This window comes from Pseudarthrobacter sp. PvP004, assembly GCF_017876035.1.
GTDB classification, from domain to species: domain Bacteria; phylum Actinomycetota; class Actinomycetes; order Actinomycetales; family Micrococcaceae; genus Arthrobacter; species Arthrobacter aurescens_A.
The window spans coordinates 784,825-799,453 of record NZ_JAGINL010000001.1 but is presented as its reverse complement, the minus strand read 5'-3'; the positions used below and the strand labels follow the sequence as shown (position 1 = coordinate 799,453).

At 61.9% G+C, this 14,629-nt stretch carries 12 protein-coding genes; 3 read left to right on the top strand and 9 right to left on the bottom strand.

Features of this window, described 5'->3' with window-relative positions; genetic code table 11:
• Positions 1 to 13 precede the first annotated feature (13 nt).
• Positions 14 to 3,961, top strand: coding sequence for an ATP-dependent RNA helicase HrpA (gene hrpA, locus J3A64_RS03595; RefSeq protein WP_210063646.1), 3,948 nt, complete (start codon positions 14 to 16; stop codon positions 3,959 to 3,961).
• 68 nt (positions 3,962 to 4,029) lie between these two features.
• Here hrpA and J3A64_RS03590 read toward each other — a convergent pair whose 3' ends face one another.
• The 3 genes from J3A64_RS03590 to J3A64_RS03580 are packed head-to-tail and all read right to left on the bottom strand — an operon-like array spanning position 4,030 to position 6,502.
• Positions 4,030 to 4,458 carry an HIT family protein gene (locus J3A64_RS03590; RefSeq protein ID WP_210063645.1) on the bottom strand — a complete coding sequence of 143 codons (429 nt, stop codon included), beginning with the start codon at positions 4,456 to 4,458 and terminating at the stop codon, positions 4,030 to 4,032.
• The gene (locus J3A64_RS03585) at positions 4,455 to 5,606 is read right to left on the bottom strand and encodes an NAD(P)-dependent alcohol dehydrogenase (RefSeq protein WP_286176156.1); all 1,152 of its coding nucleotides are present in this window, start codon (positions 5,604 to 5,606) and stop codon (positions 4,455 to 4,457) included. Before J3A64_RS03585 ends, J3A64_RS03590 begins: the two co-directional genes overlap by 4 nt.
• On the bottom strand, positions 5,603 to 6,502 hold the full coding sequence (locus J3A64_RS03580; RefSeq protein ID WP_210063644.1) for a sulfurtransferase: 900 nt from the start codon (positions 6,500 to 6,502) through the stop codon (positions 5,603 to 5,605). Before J3A64_RS03580 ends, J3A64_RS03585 begins: the two co-directional genes overlap by 4 nt.
• Positions 6,503 to 6,598: 96 nt before the next feature.
• On the opposite strand from J3A64_RS03580, the gene J3A64_RS03575 reads away from it, so the two are divergent.
• Positions 6,599 to 7,681 carry a PLP-dependent cysteine synthase family protein gene (locus J3A64_RS03575; RefSeq protein ID WP_210063643.1) on the top strand — a complete coding sequence of 361 codons (1,083 nt, stop codon included), beginning with the start codon at positions 6,599 to 6,601 and terminating at the stop codon, positions 7,679 to 7,681.
• Here the strand turns inward: J3A64_RS03575 and J3A64_RS03570 are convergent.
• On the bottom strand, positions 7,678 to 8,331 hold the full coding sequence (locus J3A64_RS03570) for an MBL fold metallo-hydrolase (RefSeq protein WP_011775288.1): 654 nt from the start codon (positions 8,329 to 8,331) through the stop codon (positions 7,678 to 7,680). The genes J3A64_RS03575 and J3A64_RS03570 overlap by 4 nt on opposite strands.
• Positions 8,332 to 8,425: 94 nt before the next feature.
• Between J3A64_RS03570 and J3A64_RS03565 the strand changes: the two genes are divergently transcribed.
• Complete coding sequence (locus tag J3A64_RS03565; RefSeq protein WP_014922196.1) at positions 8,426 to 8,893, top strand: Fur family transcriptional regulator; 468 nt, start codon at positions 8,426 to 8,428, stop codon at positions 8,891 to 8,893.
• Here the strand turns inward: J3A64_RS03565 and J3A64_RS03560 are convergent.
• The 5 genes from J3A64_RS03560 to J3A64_RS03540 form a co-directional block, all read right to left on the bottom strand.
• Positions 8,890 to 9,780 (bottom strand): metal ABC transporter permease, encoded by an 891-nt coding sequence (locus J3A64_RS03560; RefSeq protein ID WP_011775290.1) that lies wholly within the window; start codon positions 9,778 to 9,780, stop codon positions 8,890 to 8,892. The two genes, J3A64_RS03565 and J3A64_RS03560, sit on opposite strands and share 4 nt — an antisense overlap.
• Positions 9,781 to 10,584, bottom strand: a complete 804-nt coding sequence (locus J3A64_RS03555; protein WP_307807159.1) for an ABC transporter ATP-binding protein — start codon at positions 10,582 to 10,584, stop codon at positions 9,781 to 9,783. It lies immediately after the preceding gene.
• 163 nt (positions 10,585 to 10,747) lie between these two features.
• Positions 10,748 to 11,764: a metal ABC transporter solute-binding protein, Zn/Mn family gene (locus tag J3A64_RS03550; RefSeq protein WP_014922199.1), complete on the bottom strand. Its 1,017-nt coding sequence runs from the start codon at positions 11,762 to 11,764 to the stop codon at positions 10,748 to 10,750.
• Between the two features lie 107 nt (positions 11,765 to 11,871).
• Positions 11,872 to 12,942, bottom strand: a complete 1,071-nt coding sequence (locus J3A64_RS03545; RefSeq protein WP_210063641.1) for a hemolysin family protein — start codon at positions 12,940 to 12,942, stop codon at positions 11,872 to 11,874.
• Positions 12,939 to 14,291, bottom strand: a complete 1,353-nt coding sequence (locus J3A64_RS03540) for a hemolysin family protein (protein ID WP_210063640.1) — start codon at positions 14,289 to 14,291, stop codon at positions 12,939 to 12,941. The genes J3A64_RS03545 and J3A64_RS03540 overlap by 4 nt, the downstream gene beginning before the upstream one ends.
• Between the last annotated feature and the right edge of the window lie 338 nt (positions 14,292 to 14,629).

Genomic DNA, 14,629 nt, shown 5'->3' with positions numbered 1-14,629 from the left:
ACTGACAGCAGCCATGACACTTCATATTTCCTACCCCGCAGAGCTGCCCGTATCCGAGCGCCGCGAGGATCTGATGGCGGCCATCGCCGCAAACCAGGTGACCATCATTGCCGGTGAGACCGGTTCGGGTAAGACCACGCAGATCCCCAAGATGTGCCTCGAACTTGGCCTTGGAGACAAAGGCCTGATCGGGCATACCCAGCCACGCCGGTTGGCGGCCCGCACAGTAGCCGAACGCATCGCGTCTGAACTCGATGTAGAGATCGGCCAGGAGGTGGGCTTCCAGGTCCGCTTCACCGGTGAGGTCAGCGCTTCCACCAAGATCAAGCTGATGACCGACGGCATCCTCCTCGCGGAGATCCAGCGGGACAAACTGCTCCGGAAATACAGCACCATCATCATCGACGAGGCCCACGAGCGCAGCCTCAACATCGACTTCATCCTGGGCTACCTCAAACGCATCCTCCCCCAGCGCCCGGACCTCAAGGTCATCATCACCTCGGCCACCATCGATCCCCAACGCTTCGCCAAGCACTTCGGGAGCGAGGAAGATCCAGCGCCGATCATCGAGGTCTCCGGACGAACTTACCCGGTAGAGATCCGGTACAGGCCGTTGTCCCAACCCGCCGGCGGGGAGGAAGATACCTCGGACGACGAACTTGAAGAGGACCGTGATCCCCTGGACGCCGTATGCGATGCCGTGGACGAGCTCGCCAAGGAAGCACCCGGCGACATCCTCGTCTTCTTTTCCGGTGAGCGTGAAATCAGGGATGCTGCCGAGGCCATCAACGGCCGCATCCAAACGAACCGGCGCCTTGCCGGGACGGAAGTCCTGCCCCTTTTTGCCCGATTGAGCCTGCAAGAGCAGCACAGGGTGTTCAACCCCGGCGGAAAACGACGCATCATCCTTGCCACCAACGTCGCCGAAACGTCGCTGACCGTGCCGGGTATCAAGTACGTGATCGATACCGGCACCGCCCGCATCTCGCGGTACTCGCACCGGACCAAAGTCCAGCGGCTGCCCATCGAGCGAGTCTCCCAGGCCTCGGCCAACCAGCGCTCGGGCCGCTGTGGGCGCGTGTCCGAGGGCATCGCCATCCGTTTGTACTCGGAAGAGGACTTCGAGTCGCGTCCGCAGTTCACGGATCCGGAGATCCTCCGGACCAATCTCGCTGCGGTCATCCTGCAGATGACCGCCATGGGCGTTGCGCGCGGCCCCAAGGATGTAGAGAACTTCCCCTTCGTGGAACCGCCGGACTCGCGTGCTATCAACGACGGCGTCACGCTCCTGCGCGAACTCGGCGCTTTGAGTTCGCCCAAGGCCGGTGACGCGCAGGGCAACGGTCGCAGTGGCAGTGGCCTGACCGCCGTCGGGCAGAAACTTGCCCAGCTGCCGGTGGATCCGCGGCTGGGCCGGATGATCGTGGAGGCCGGCAAACGCGGCTGCGTACGCGAAGTCATGATCCTGGCCGCAGCACTGACCATCCAGGACCCCCGCGAACGGCCCACGGACAAGCAGCAGCTTGCCGCGGAAAAGCATGCACGCTTCCGGGATGAGTTGTCGGACTTCACCGGCTTCCTTAACCTGTGGAACTACATCCAGGAAAAGCAGCGCGAACTCTCCTCAACCCAGTTCCGCAAGCTGTGCCGCAACGAATTCATCAACTACCTGCGTGTTCGTGAGTGGCAGGACCTTTTCACCCAGCTTCGGCAGATGGCTAAACCTCTTGGCATTGTGTTGGACAACAAACGCGAAGCTGATCCCGTAGGCAACTACGAGGGCATCCACATCAGCCTGCTCTCCGGATTGCTGAGCCACATCGGTCTCCTGGATGAGCGCAAGCGCGAATACGCCGGTGCACGCGGCAGCCGCTTCGCGATCTTCCCCGGCTCTGCGCTGTTCAAGAAATCCCCGGCGTTCGTGATGGCGGCCGAGCTCGTGGAAACCAGCCGGTTGTGGGCGCGTGTTGCTGCCAAGTTCGATCCTTTGTGGGCCGAGCAAGTCGCCCCGGACCTGGTGAAGAGGTCGTACAGCGAACCTCATTGGTCTTCGCGGCAAGGCGCCGTCATGGCCCATGAGAAGGTGACGCTGTACGGCGTGCCGATTATACCTAACCGCCGGGTCAACTACGGGCGCATCGATCCCGAACTCTCCCGGGAAATGTTCATTCGCCATGCCTTGGTGGAGGGCGAGTGGAAAACACACCATAAGTTCTTCCATCGCAACCGTGCCCTGCTCCAGGAAATCGAAGAACTCGAAACCCGCATGAGGCGGCGGGACATCCTGGTGGACGACCAGACGCTGTTCGACTTCTATGACGCACGCGTGGGCAAAGAGGTGGTCTCCGAGAGGCACTTTGATAAGTGGTGGAAGGATGCCCGCCACACGGATCCCGCTCTCCTGGATTTCGACCAATCGTTGTTGATGAGCGAAGACGCCGAGGCGCTGGACGACTCCGCATACCCGAAGAGCTGGCTGCACAAGGGATTCGAACTCCCGTTGAGCTACGAGTTCCATCCCGTGGCGCCCGGTTCGGCCCCTAATCCATCCGACGGTGTTACCGCTGAAGTCCCGGTGCTGTTCCTGAACCAACTGGACGATGCCCCGTTCCGCTGGCAAATTCCGGGGCAACGTGTAGAGCTGGTGACAGCGCTGATCAAGTCGCTACCCAAGCAAATACGGAAGAACTTTGTGCCTGCCCCGGACGTTGCACGGCAAGCAACCGCAGCGCTGGAAGCCGATTTCGACCCCGCCACCGATGAACTGGAGCCGTCCTTGGAACTGGTCCTTCGCCGGCTCCGCGGACACGTCATTCCTCCGGGCTCGTGGAACTGGGACGCGGTACCGCCTCACTTGCGCGTGAGCTTCAAGGTGGTGGACAGCAAGGGCAAGGTGCTTGACGAAGGAAAGGACCTCGCTGAACTCCAGGAGAAGCTGGCGCCGGCAACGCGCCGCGCCATCGCCGAATCGCTCGGCGCCACACCCGCGACGACGTCACGCGCCAAGGGCGGCAAGGGAACCGGCACGTCGGGCCCACCCAACGGTCAAACGCCAGCCCCGGGCGCAACGCCCGCAGGCGATGGAATTGTTGCCGAACGCGGCGGCATCACCACGTGGGACTTCGGCACGGTGGAGCGCCAGGTTACCCGGACGGTCAAGGGCCACGCCGTCACCGGGTTCCCGGCGATCGTGGACGAAGGAAAGTCCGTGGCACTCCGGGTATTTCAGACCCGCCCGGAGCAGGAGGCCGCCATGCGTGGCGGCGTCATACGATTGCTTGCCCTGCGGATCCCGCCACCCGACCGCTACGTGCTGGAGCACCTCAGTAACACGGAGAAGCTGACGTTTAGCCAGAACCCGCACGGATCCGTGAGCGCACTCATCGCGGACTGTGCACTGGCAGCCATCGACAAACTGGTTCCGCAGGATCTGCCATGGGACAAGGAGGCGTTCGATGCGTTGTACGAGGTAGTCCGCGCAGAACTGATCGATACCGTGTTCACAGTGACGGCCGTCGTCGAACGTGTCCTGGCCAGCACCCGCAGGATCCAGAAAGAGCTCAAGTCCAATGCAAGCCTGCCGCTGATCAGTGCCCTCAACGATATGAAGAGCCAGCTGGAGCAGTTGGTCTTTCCTGGCTTTGTGGCACAGACGGGCTACGCGCAGCTCAGCCAACTGCCGCGGTACCTTCAGGGCATCGAGAAACGGCTGCAAAAGCTCCCTGGCAACGTCCAACGGGACAGCTTGAACATGGCGATCATTCAGGCGCTGGAGGATGACTACGATGACGCTGTGTCTGCTCTCCTTCCGGGGCGCAGGGCGGGCACCGAGTTAACCCGTGTGCGCTGGATGATCGAAGAACTGCGGGTGAGCCTCTTTGCGGTGGAGCTCGGCACGGCCTACTCGGTGTCGGAGAAGCGGATCCGCACGGTGCTGAACCAGGCCCTGGCACCCGCATAACCGCACCCGCATTGCCATGAAAAACCCGGCGGTGCTTATTAGCACCGCCGGGTTAAGTCGTGTAGGAGTCAGTCCTCGGGGACAGCGTCCCCGTGGCCCGCTTCCCGGAGCGCCGCACGGAGCTTCACTGCCGTGGCCTCCATGACCGCGGGATCCGGGTTGTGGTCCACGTTGTGAATTTCAAAGTCTGCCGTGGAGTAGGCAGGCCACACGTGAACATGCAGGTGGTCCACCTCGAAGCCTTCCATCAGGACGCCCACACGCTTGGCATCAAACAAATCCTCCTGCACCTTGCCGATGCGCTGGGCCACGTCCATGACCTTGGCCAGCAATTCGGGACTAGCATGCGTCCATGAGTCAACCACATCACGCGGCACCACCAGGGTGTGCCCTTGGGTGATGGGCGAAATGGTCAGGAAAGCAACCACGTCCTGGTCCTTCCACACAAAGCGGCCCGGGATTTCCCCATTGATGATCTTGGTGAACAGTGTGCTCATGCGTCTGCCCTTTCGGATGGTTCCTGAAGAGTTGCTGTGTCCAGTACGAAACGGTACTTCACGTCGCCGGCCACCATGCGGTCGTAGGCTTCATTGAGTTGCTCCGCAGCGACAACCTCGATGTCGCTCACCACTCCGTGTTCCGCACAGAAGTCCAGCATTTCCTGCGTCTCCTCGATGCCACCAATCAACGAACCCGCATAGGCGAGTCGACGGCGGATGAGCAACCCGGGGCTGACCGGCGGCATGTCGTCAGCGGGAAGGCCCAACTGGAAGAGGGCCCCGTCCAGGCGAAGGGTCCGGAAGTAGGGGTTGAGATCGTGGGGCGCGGCCACTGTGTCGATAATGACGTCAATGCTCCGGTTAGCGACCTCCATGGCGTCCGCATCCTTGGACAGGACCACGTGGTCGGCGCCGAGTGCCCGGGCAGCGTCGAACTTGGACTCGGAGGTGGTGAAAACGGTGACGTCGGCGCCCATGGCCTTGGCGATCTTGACAGCCATATGCCCCAGACCACCCAAGCCCACCACTCCCACGGAGTCGCCTTCTTCCACATCGAAATACCGGAGCGGCGAATAGGTGGTGATGCCGGCGCACAGCAACGGTGCGGCCGCCGCGGCGTCCAAAGCATCCGGGACGCGCAGTACGAAGCGCCTGTCCACCACCACCGACGTCGAATACCCGCCTTGGGTGACCGAGTCGCCGTTTCGCGGATCTACAGCACCGTACGTGCCGATGTTGCCCCGCTCGCAGTACTGTTCCAATCCATCAAGACAGCTTTCGCATTCGCGGCATGAGTCCACCAAGCAGCCGACACCTACGCGGTCGCCGGGAGCGAAGTCCTGCACCGCGCCGCCTACACGGGTGACGCGACCTACGATCTCATGGCCGGGGACCAGCGGGTAGGGAGGAACCCGCCATTCACCGCGCGTTGCGTGCACATCCGAGTGGCACAGTCCGCAGAACTCAATGGCAATCTCCACGTCATCCTCTTTAGGTGCGCGGCGAGCCACCGTCAGGGGTACCAAACCACTGTCCGGAGACGTCGCGCCGTAGGCGGCCGCCAGCGTGCTTCCGGTCCTGGATTCACTGGTGTCCAAAGTAATGGGCTTGGCAAGGGGCGGGGGCACAGGGCGTCCGGGAGTCATGCTCCGACGCTACTCCCGGCAGCCGTGCTTGTGCCACTTGGGTGGCCACCGGCTCCTTCAAAAGGCTCGCTGCCCACAGCGACGTCGTTGGCATCATTGTTGGACCATTGCGAGAACGATCCCGGGAACAACGCCGCACGGTAACCGGCGATCTCCAAGGCGGCGATCTCATGGGATGCCGTCACTCCGGAACCGCAATACACCGCAACGTTGGACGAGGTGCCCAGACCCAACTCCTCAAAGCGCCGCCGCAACTCCTCCACCGGCAGGAACATGCCCTCGGCCGTGACGTTCCCTGTGGTCGGCGCGCTCAGTGCGCCCGGGATATGCCCGGCCCTGGGGTCAATCGGCTCCACTTCACCGCGGTACCGCTCCCCCGCCCGGGCATCCAGCAACACGCCCCTGCGGTGCCACTGTGCCGCCTCACTCTCGGAAATGACCGGCATGCGGCCCTCGCCCAACGTGACATTCCCGACGGCGGGACTCACCTCGCCGGTCTCCACCGCGTAACCGTTCGCGCGCCAGGCTGCCAAGCCGCCGTCGAGCAGGTAGACAGCGTCAACGCCGGCGTTCCGCAGCATCCACCAAACACGTGCTGCGGCCATGTTGCCGCTGTTGTCGTACGCGACGATCGTGTCGCCGTCGTTGATCCCCCACCTTCGCGCGGAGTCCTGAAAGTGGTCGCGGGTTGGCAGTGGGTGGCGGCCCAGCCCGGGCTGCGCGTGGTCGGCCAGCTCTATGGGGAGGTCCACGAAAACGGCGCCTGGAAGGTGGGCCGTCAGATAGTCAAGGTGACCGTCAGTACGGCCCAGGACCCAGCGGACATCCAGGAGTACGGTCCGCTCCCCGGTTTCGAGTCGCTGGTGCAGTGCTGACGCACTTATCAACGTGGCCATGGTTCTCCTTCGTTCTTGCGGCGACGGTCAGGCATCCGGTCTTCCTGCACAGGCTCTGTTGCTGCCGGTGCCCGAATTCCAGCCTAGGCTTATCCGGTGAGCAATTCGTGTATTCAGGACAGGGCATGGGCCAGTGAGGCCATCCGCAAGATCGAGGCAGAGAACAACCGCTCGGCCGACACCCATCTTTACGCGGTTCCACTCCCGGAGCACTGGGGCGTTCAGCTGTACCTGAAAGACGAGTCAACGCATAGATCCGGCAGCCTCAAGCACCGCCTGGCACGATCTTTGTTCCTGTACGGCCTGGTCAACGGCTGGATCACGGAAGGCACCACCATTGTGGAAGCCTCCAGCGGCAGTACGGCCGTTTCCGAGGCCTATTTCGCCCGGCTCATTGGATTGCCTTTCATCGCGGTGATGACAAAGACCACCAGCCCCGAGAAGATCGCCCTGATCGAGGAGTTCGGCGGCGCTTGCCTGCTGGTCGACCACGCGTCCGAGGTCTATGCCGTGGCCGAAGAGACTGCCAGGACGTCCGGTGGTTACTACATGGACCAGTTCACCTACGCCGAGCGGGCGACGGACTGGCGCGGCAACAACAACATCGCGGAATCGATCTTCGAACAACTCTCTTTGGAAGAACACCCGGTTCCGGACTGGATCGTGGTGGGTGCAGGCACCGGCGGTACCAGCGCCACTATTGGCCGCTACCTGCGGTACAACCGCTACAACACCCGCCTGGCCGTGGTGGATCCCGAAAACTCGGCCTTCTACCCGGCGTGGCGCGACGGAGACGCGGCTGCGGCCACGGGCCTGCCCTCCAGGATCGAGGGCATCGGCCGGCCTCGCTCTGAGCCCAGCTTCGTACCGGCGGTCATCGACCATATGATCCAAGTGCCCGACGCCGCATCCGTTGCCGCCATGCGGCACCTCCGGAAACTCACCGGCCTCCATGCGGGCCCCTCAACCGGCACCAACCTGTGGGGCGTCTGGCAGTTGGTGGCCGGGATGGTGGCTGAGGGCCGCAAAGGCAGCATCGTTTCACTCATGTGCGACGCCGGCGACCGCTATGCGGGCAGCTACAACGACGCCGGGTGGCTGGCCGCGCACGGCCTGGATCCCGCACCGCACGAAGCAGTTCTGGAGCGCTTTCACAACACCGGGGTGTGGACCGCCTAGACCTCCACGGACTCCATGGGCGCCAGTCGCACGTAAGCGGTGCCATAGCGGGCCCCGATCCGGGTGACATGCCCCTCCACGATGCCGCGTCCCAATTCGTTGAGCAGCCCGTCGTGGACCGGGAAAGCCTTGGGTGCACGGACGGAAATCACGAAGTCCACCACTTCACCCACTTTGGACCACGGTGCATGGATGGGGACCAAGAGGGTCTGGACGTTGATCCCGTCAGGGACAACGAACGAATCCCCCGGGTGGAATACGTTGTCATCCACCAGATAGCCGATGTTCGCTACCACCGGGATCTGTGCGTGGATGACGGCATGTTGTCCACCGAAGGTCCGGATACTGAACCCTGCCGCGTCAAAGGCGGAGTTGGGCTCTACGGTATGCACGCGGTCGGAGACATCGCCGTTTTCCTTCAGCGCAGCAGCCACCCCGGCCGGGGCGTGGACCTCAAGCGCGGTGTTGCTCCGCAGGGCTGCTGTCACCGCGGGACGGTCGATGTGGTCGTTATGCTCGTGCGTCACAAGTACAGCGTGGGCCCCGCTCAGCGCTTCCTCTGCTTCAGAGAAAGTCCCGGGATCGATCACCAGGACCTTTCCCTCTTTCTCCAACCGGACACAGGCATGGGTGTACTTGGTGAGCTTCATGGAGACAGCCTAGGGGCGCCCGCTGACAGTTTCCAAGCTTCCCGTACTGGTAAAATTGGGCTTTGCCAGCATCCCCAGGGAAGTGAGTCTTTCAATGCCACAAGGCACCAGTTCCGCCACGACCGGCAATGAAGCGCCGGCCACCAGCGGCGTCAAGGAGCAGCGCGTCACCAAGCAACGCTTGGCCGTCAGCGCAGCCTTGGATGAATTGGATGACTTCGTCAGCACCCAGGAGCTGTACCGGCTTTTGCAGAACAAAGGCATCTCCGTGTCGTTGGCCACTGCGTACCGCATCCTGCAGTCCTTGGCTGACGACGGACTCATTGATGTCCTCCGGAACGGTGATGGTGAAGCCGTCTACCGCCGGTGTGCAGTCACCGGACACCACCACCACCTGCTCTGCCGCAACTGCGGCAAGGCAGAAGAAGTGGAGGCACCCGCCGTCGAGACCTGGGCCGCCCGCACGGCAACTGAACACGGCTTCACCGAGGTTGCCCACACAGTGGAAATCTTCGGGCTATGCCCCGAATGCACGGCCAAAAAAGCAGCCGGCAAGCTCTAGAGCGCACCGGCCGGCTGGTCCCGTGACACCCGGCCGTTGAGGCCCCTGTTGGCGCGGACCCTGCCGATGATCCGGCACACCACGTAAATCAGGAAGGACAGCGTGGTGACGTAAGGGCTGATGGGGATGCGACTGCCCAAAGCCAAGAGAATTCCGCCCACTGTGGCCGTCATCGCGAAAAGCACACTCAACAACACCACCAAACGCGGCGATGTAGTCACCCTCAGCGCAGCAGCTGCAGGGGTGATCAGTAAGGCGAGGACCAAGAGTGCGCCAACAATCTGGATGGACAGGGCCACGCTGACCCCCAAAAGCACCATGAAGCCGATGGCCAGTCCCCGGACAGGAACGCCTCTGGCCTCAGCCATCTCCGGGTCTACGCTGGCAAAGCTCAGTGGCCGCCATATTGCCACCAGCGCTGCCATCACTACCACGGCGGTGCCGGCCAAAACTTGCAGCTGAACCGAGTCCACGGACACAATCTGACCGGTCAGCAAGCCGAACTTGTTCGCTGCGCGCCCCTCATACAGAGCAAGGAACAAGATCCCCAGGCCCAGGCCGAATGGCATGATCACACCGATGATCGAGTTCTTGTCCCGCGCCCGGACTCCCATGAAACCAAGAAGCACAGCGGCAGCCACCGAGCCGATCAAGGAACCGAAAATGATGTCGGCACCGATCAACAGGGCAAACGCTGCGCCGGCGAAGGACAACTCGGAGATGCCGTGAACAGCGAATGCAAGGTCCCGCTTCATGACGAACGTACCAACCAGTCCGCCCAGCAAGCCGAGAACAGCTCCCGCCCAGATGGAATTCTGGACAAGGACCAGCAACTCACCATAGTTCTCGAAGTTGAAAATGGTCTGCAGGATGCTCTCAAGATCCATCTAGAACTCCTCCCCTGCGGTGGCGTGGGCATCGTCATGGAAGTGCGTGGTTGCGTCGGGAAGACCGACGACGACGATCCTTCCGTTGGTGTGGATGACCTCCACATGGCTGTCGTACAACTCGGAAAGAACTTCCGTGGTCATCACTTCCCGGGGCGTCCCTACCCGGAACTGGCCGCCGGCAAGGTAGAGGACCCGGTCCACGTAGTCGATCACAGGGTTGATCTCGTGGGTCACGAAGACCACAGCGCTGTTCCGCTCGTGGCATTGCTTGTTGATCAGCGCACTGACCCCCTGCTGATGGTGCAAATCGAGGGACAGCAATGGTTCATCGCAGAGGAGAACCTGAGGTTCGGTGGCCAGCGCCTGTGCAACCCTGAGCCGTTGTTGCTCGCCCCCGGACAATTGCCCTACCGGCACCTTGGCATAGTCTGAGGCACCCACCTGCTCCAACAGCGCGTCGATCCGCTGGTTGACGTTGCCGGATGCGAATCGCATTCCCCAGCGGTGACCGTCAATACCCAGACCCACCAGGTCGCGGGCCCTAAGAGGGGTGTCCGGCGCAAACGACTTTTGCTGCGGTATGTAGCCGATCCGCTTGCTGCCGCGTTCCACCGGGTGGCCACCCAACGACACGGTCCCGGAGTGGAGTTCCTGTAATCCGAGAAGGACTTTCAGGAAGCTCGTCTTGCCACTCCCGTTGGGTCCCAGCACAGCAAAGAACTCGCCCGGGTTAATGTCGAGGTCGAGATCCCGCCAGAGTGTCCTCTTGCCGAACTGCAGGCGGGCTCCGCGGAGGCTCACTACCGGTGTCAAAAGTTGTCCTCGATCCGTGCGCTCCGTGGAACGCAGTTGTTGTGCCGCTGGTGTTGGCGAGTGCGGTGGTGGCAGGCAAAAGGCCCCGCAGCCATCCTGAATATCTTAGGACGCCTACGGGGCCCTTCACCGCAATTGGGTTCCGGGAACGCTACTTCTTGAGTGCTGTCGAAATGGATTCCACGTTGTCCGTCATCCACTGGAGGTAGTCTTTCCCGTCAGGCAGCGTCTCAGTGAAGTTCACTACCGGCACGCCGGCCGTGTCCGCGGCCCGTTTGACGGCCTCGGTCTGGGGCCCTTCCGTCTGCTGGTTGTAGGCCAGGAACCGGACAGACTTGGCACTGACAAGGTCAGTGGTTTCCTTCAACACAGCTGCCGGGACATCGGTTTCCTCTTCGATGGCGGCACTGTAAGCCTCAGGGGTCTTGTTTTCCAGGCCGGCTGCTTCCAGCAGGTACAGGGGAACAGGCTCAGTGACCGCCACCGGGGCGTGATCGTTGGCCGCCTTGACGGCAGCGAGTTGTCCGTTGAGTTCAGCGAGCTTCGCTTTAAAGGTGTCCGCATTGGCCGTGAAAGTGGATGCGGACCCCGCGTCCAAGGTGCCCAACTTTACGGCCACTGCATCGGCGAGCTTGCCCATCGCGTCCAGGCTGTACCAGACGTGCTCGTTGAAGTCACCGTGGTCGTGCGCGTGCTCGTCTTCGCTGTGGGCCTCGGCGCTCTTGGATTCCGTGCCATGGCCTTCCTCTTCGGGCGCAAGCCCTGAGATCTCCACAGCACTGATCATGTTCTCGTGTCCGACCTTGGTCTCGTCGGCAATTTTGTGAAGGAACTCGTCGTAGCCTCCGCCGTTCTCCACCACGAGCTTCGCCTTGGAGATCACCAACTTGTCCTGGGCGCTTGCCTCGTACGAGTGCGGGTCCTGGCTTGTCTTGGTGATGATGGCACTCACGTTGACTTTATCCCCGCCAATGGCCTTCACAACGTCTCCGTAGACGTTCGTGGAGGTGACTACCTCAATAGCACCGGATGACGATGCATTGTTGGCTCCAGCCGTACCGGCGCAGGAAGAAAGCATGAGGGCGGCAAGAGCTGCTGAAGCTGCCACGGACAGGCGGGCGGCGGAACGACGCACGAGGACCTCGGATCTACTCAAAATGAGAATCAAACACAATTACTGGCAGATTCCAGTGTAACCCCTAGTTTGGAATGATTCCTATTTAGACAAGTCTGGCGCCGACCTAGGGGGTCGACGCCAGCCTGATTCATTGCTTGCTACTGCACTTGGTGACCACCGTAGCGGCGAATGCCGGTTGCCTGGGTGGCATCCCGGATCTCACCGACCAACTGTTCGATGACGTCCTCCAGGAACAGGACACCCTGAGTTTCGCCGCCTGCGCCGACAACACGGGCAAGGTGCGAACCCGTACGTTGCATGACGGACATTGCCTGCTCGATCTCGTCATCAGGCGCAAGGTTGGCCAACGACCGGATGCGGCCCTCGGCGATGGGATGCCGCCGGCCCTCGTCCGGAATGGACAGGATGTCCTTCACGTGCAGGTATCCGGCGAGTTCGCCGTCGTCGTCCACCATCGGGAACCGGGAGAAACCGGTGCGGCTGACCGCCTTTTCCAAGTCCACCGGAGTGGAAGCAGTCTTCAGCACCACCAGCTTGTCCAAAGGAACCATGATGTGCGAGGCCGTATGCTCCGAGAACTCCAAAGCGCCGCTCAGCAGGCCCGTTTCGTCATCCACCAAACCGTGGCGCGTGGATTCCTGAACAATCGACTGCACCTCCTCAAGCGTGAACGAAGAGGACACTTCATCCTTGGGCTCGATCTTCATCAGCCGCAGGATGTGGTTGGCCAACCAGTTCAGGGTCCAGATAATCGGGTTCACCACACGGGCGATGAACATCAGCGGCGGAGCCAACAGCAGGGCGGCTTTGTCCGCAACGGAAACCGAGATGTTCTTGGGGACCATCTCGCCAAAGGTGACGTGCAGGAACGTGACGAACAGCAGCGCGATGGCAAAAGCGATGATGTCTGCCAGTTCAACCGGAACACCAACCAGCTCCAATGGCTCAGCCAACAGATGGTGGATCGCGGGCTCGGCAACTTGGAGGATCAAGAGCGAGCAAACAGTGATACCCAGCTGGGCGCAAGCGAGCATCAGCGAGACGTTTTCCATAGCGCGCAGTGTTGTTTGCGCGCGCTTGGACCCGGCTTCGGCAAGTGGCTCAATCTGGCTGCGACGCGCCGACATGACCGCGAACTCGGCACCCACAAAGAACGCGTTGCCAATCAGGAGCACCACGAGCCAGACAATTCCTACCCAGTCACTCATACGGCACCTGCTTCGCGACGCGTGCTTCCGGTATCCACGGGTGATGATTCGTCCGTCTCCACGTGATGGAAACAGATCCTGTCGATCCTTCGGCCGTCCATCCGGGTGACGGTCAGCGTCCCGCCGACGGTATCCACCACATCACCTGTCCTGGCAATACGGCCAAGCTGGCTCATGACGTACCCGCCCACGGTCTCGTAGGCAGATTCATCAGGAACGGTCAGGTTGGGAATCTGCTCAGACACTTCGTCCGGCCTCAACAAGCCCGGGAAGTACCAGTCCCCGGACGCGCTCTGCAGCACTCCCGGCCGGACCTTGTCATGCTCATCGGCGACTTCGCCGACGATCTCTTCCACGAGGTCCTCAAGGGTGGTGATGCCCGCGGTGCCGCCGTATTCATCCAGCACGACGGCGAGTTGGAGGTTGCCCTCGCGCAATTCAGCAAGGAGTGCGTCCAAATGAATAGTCTCTGGAACCTTCAGGACGTCCGTCATGATCGCGCCTGCCTCAAGCTTGGCCCGACGCTCCGCGGGAACAGCTACCGCCTTCTTGATGTGAACCACGCCGCGGATATCGTCCGTGGAATCCCCAATGACAGGGAACCGGGAATATCCGGTTCTGCGCGCGGCATCCAGGACGTCGGAGACGGGCTGGTCGGCGTCGATCGTTTCCATGCGGATGCGGGGCGTCATGACGTCCGCCGCCGTGCGCCCGGAAAAGTTCAGGGTACGGGCGACGAAGTTGGCCGTACCGGCATCCAACGTCCCCAGCTCCGCCGAGCGCCGCACCAAAGATGCAAGCTCCGCAGGGGTCCTCGCCCCCGAGATCTCTTCCTTGGCTTCGAGGCCGAACAGGTTCAGCACCTTGTTCGAGAATCCATTCAGCACCACGATGGCCGGCTTGAAAACAGCCGTAAACATCAGCTGGGGGCGCGCCAGGCGTTTGCCCAAAGGAAAAGCGAGGGCAATGGCCATGTTCTTGGGGACCAACTCGCCCAGAAGCATCGAAAGGAGCGTGGCGAACGCCATGGCAACAATCAACGCGACCGAATGCGCCACTTCAGGGGCGAGGCCCAGCAGGCCGAGGGGCCCAACAAGCAGCTGCCCGACAGAGGGCTCCATCACAAAACCTGTCAACAAAGTGGTCAGCGTGATGCCCAACTGGCAACTGGAGAGCTGTGTGGAGAGCGACTTAAGGCACTTCAGCAGCGGGGCGGCAGCGTGGTCGCCGTTGTCGACTGCACGCTGAACGCTTGCTTGGTCCAAGGCAACAAGGGAAAACTCAACTGCTACAAAAAAGCCGGTGCCAAGAATCAAAGCAAAGCCGGCAAGGAGAAGAATCCATTCCACCTAGTGCATCACTCCAAGAGTGGGCGCGTGCAAGGGTGAAGAAGCCTTTGGCTCGGGGATTCTCCCCGGCGGAGGCTGGTCGGGTCCCGCGGACGCATGGTCTGCGGCACCACCGGCTGTGAGCGCCGGCGCGTGATGGGCATGTGAACGGGTATTGCCGGCTCGACGGGCACGCTGTGCGGGTTTGCCAGATTGGCTCCCCCGACAGTTCCCAGGCCGGCACCTAGATTTACTGTCCATAAGAACTTCAGTCTACAGTCCGCCCGGCCACGGGCGCTTCGCCGGCGTCACGTACGCTTCAAGAAGAAGGCCATGCCCAATACGTCAGCCGCAACATG

What these genes read in the sequence shown, in the direction of transcription:
- hrpA (WP_210063646.1), top strand. Translation starts at nt 14, where the DNA reads ATGACACTTCATATTTCCTACCCCGCAGAGCTGCCCGTATCCGAGCGC.
- J3A64_RS03590 (WP_210063645.1), bottom strand. Translation starts at nt 4,458, where the DNA reads ATGAGCACACTGTTCACCAAGATCATCAATGGGGAAATCCCGGGCCGC.
- J3A64_RS03585 (WP_286176156.1), bottom strand. Translation starts at nt 5,606, where the DNA reads ATGACTCCCGGACGCCCTGTGCCCCCGCCCCTTGCCAAGCCCATTACT.
- J3A64_RS03580 (WP_210063644.1), bottom strand. Translation starts at nt 6,502, where the DNA reads ATGGCCACGTTGATAAGTGCGTCAGCACTGCACCAGCGACTCGAAACC.
- J3A64_RS03570 (WP_011775288.1), bottom strand. Translation starts at nt 8,331, where the DNA reads ATGAAGCTCACCAAGTACACCCATGCCTGTGTCCGGTTGGAGAAAGAG.
- J3A64_RS03565 (WP_014922196.1), top strand. Translation starts at nt 8,426, where the DNA reads ATGCCACAAGGCACCAGTTCCGCCACGACCGGCAATGAAGCGCCGGCC.
- J3A64_RS03560 (WP_011775290.1), bottom strand. Translation starts at nt 9,780, where the DNA reads ATGGATCTTGAGAGCATCCTGCAGACCATTTTCAACTTCGAGAACTAT.
- J3A64_RS03545 (WP_210063641.1), bottom strand. Translation starts at nt 12,942, where the DNA reads ATGAGTGACTGGGTAGGAATTGTCTGGCTCGTGGTGCTCCTGATTGGC.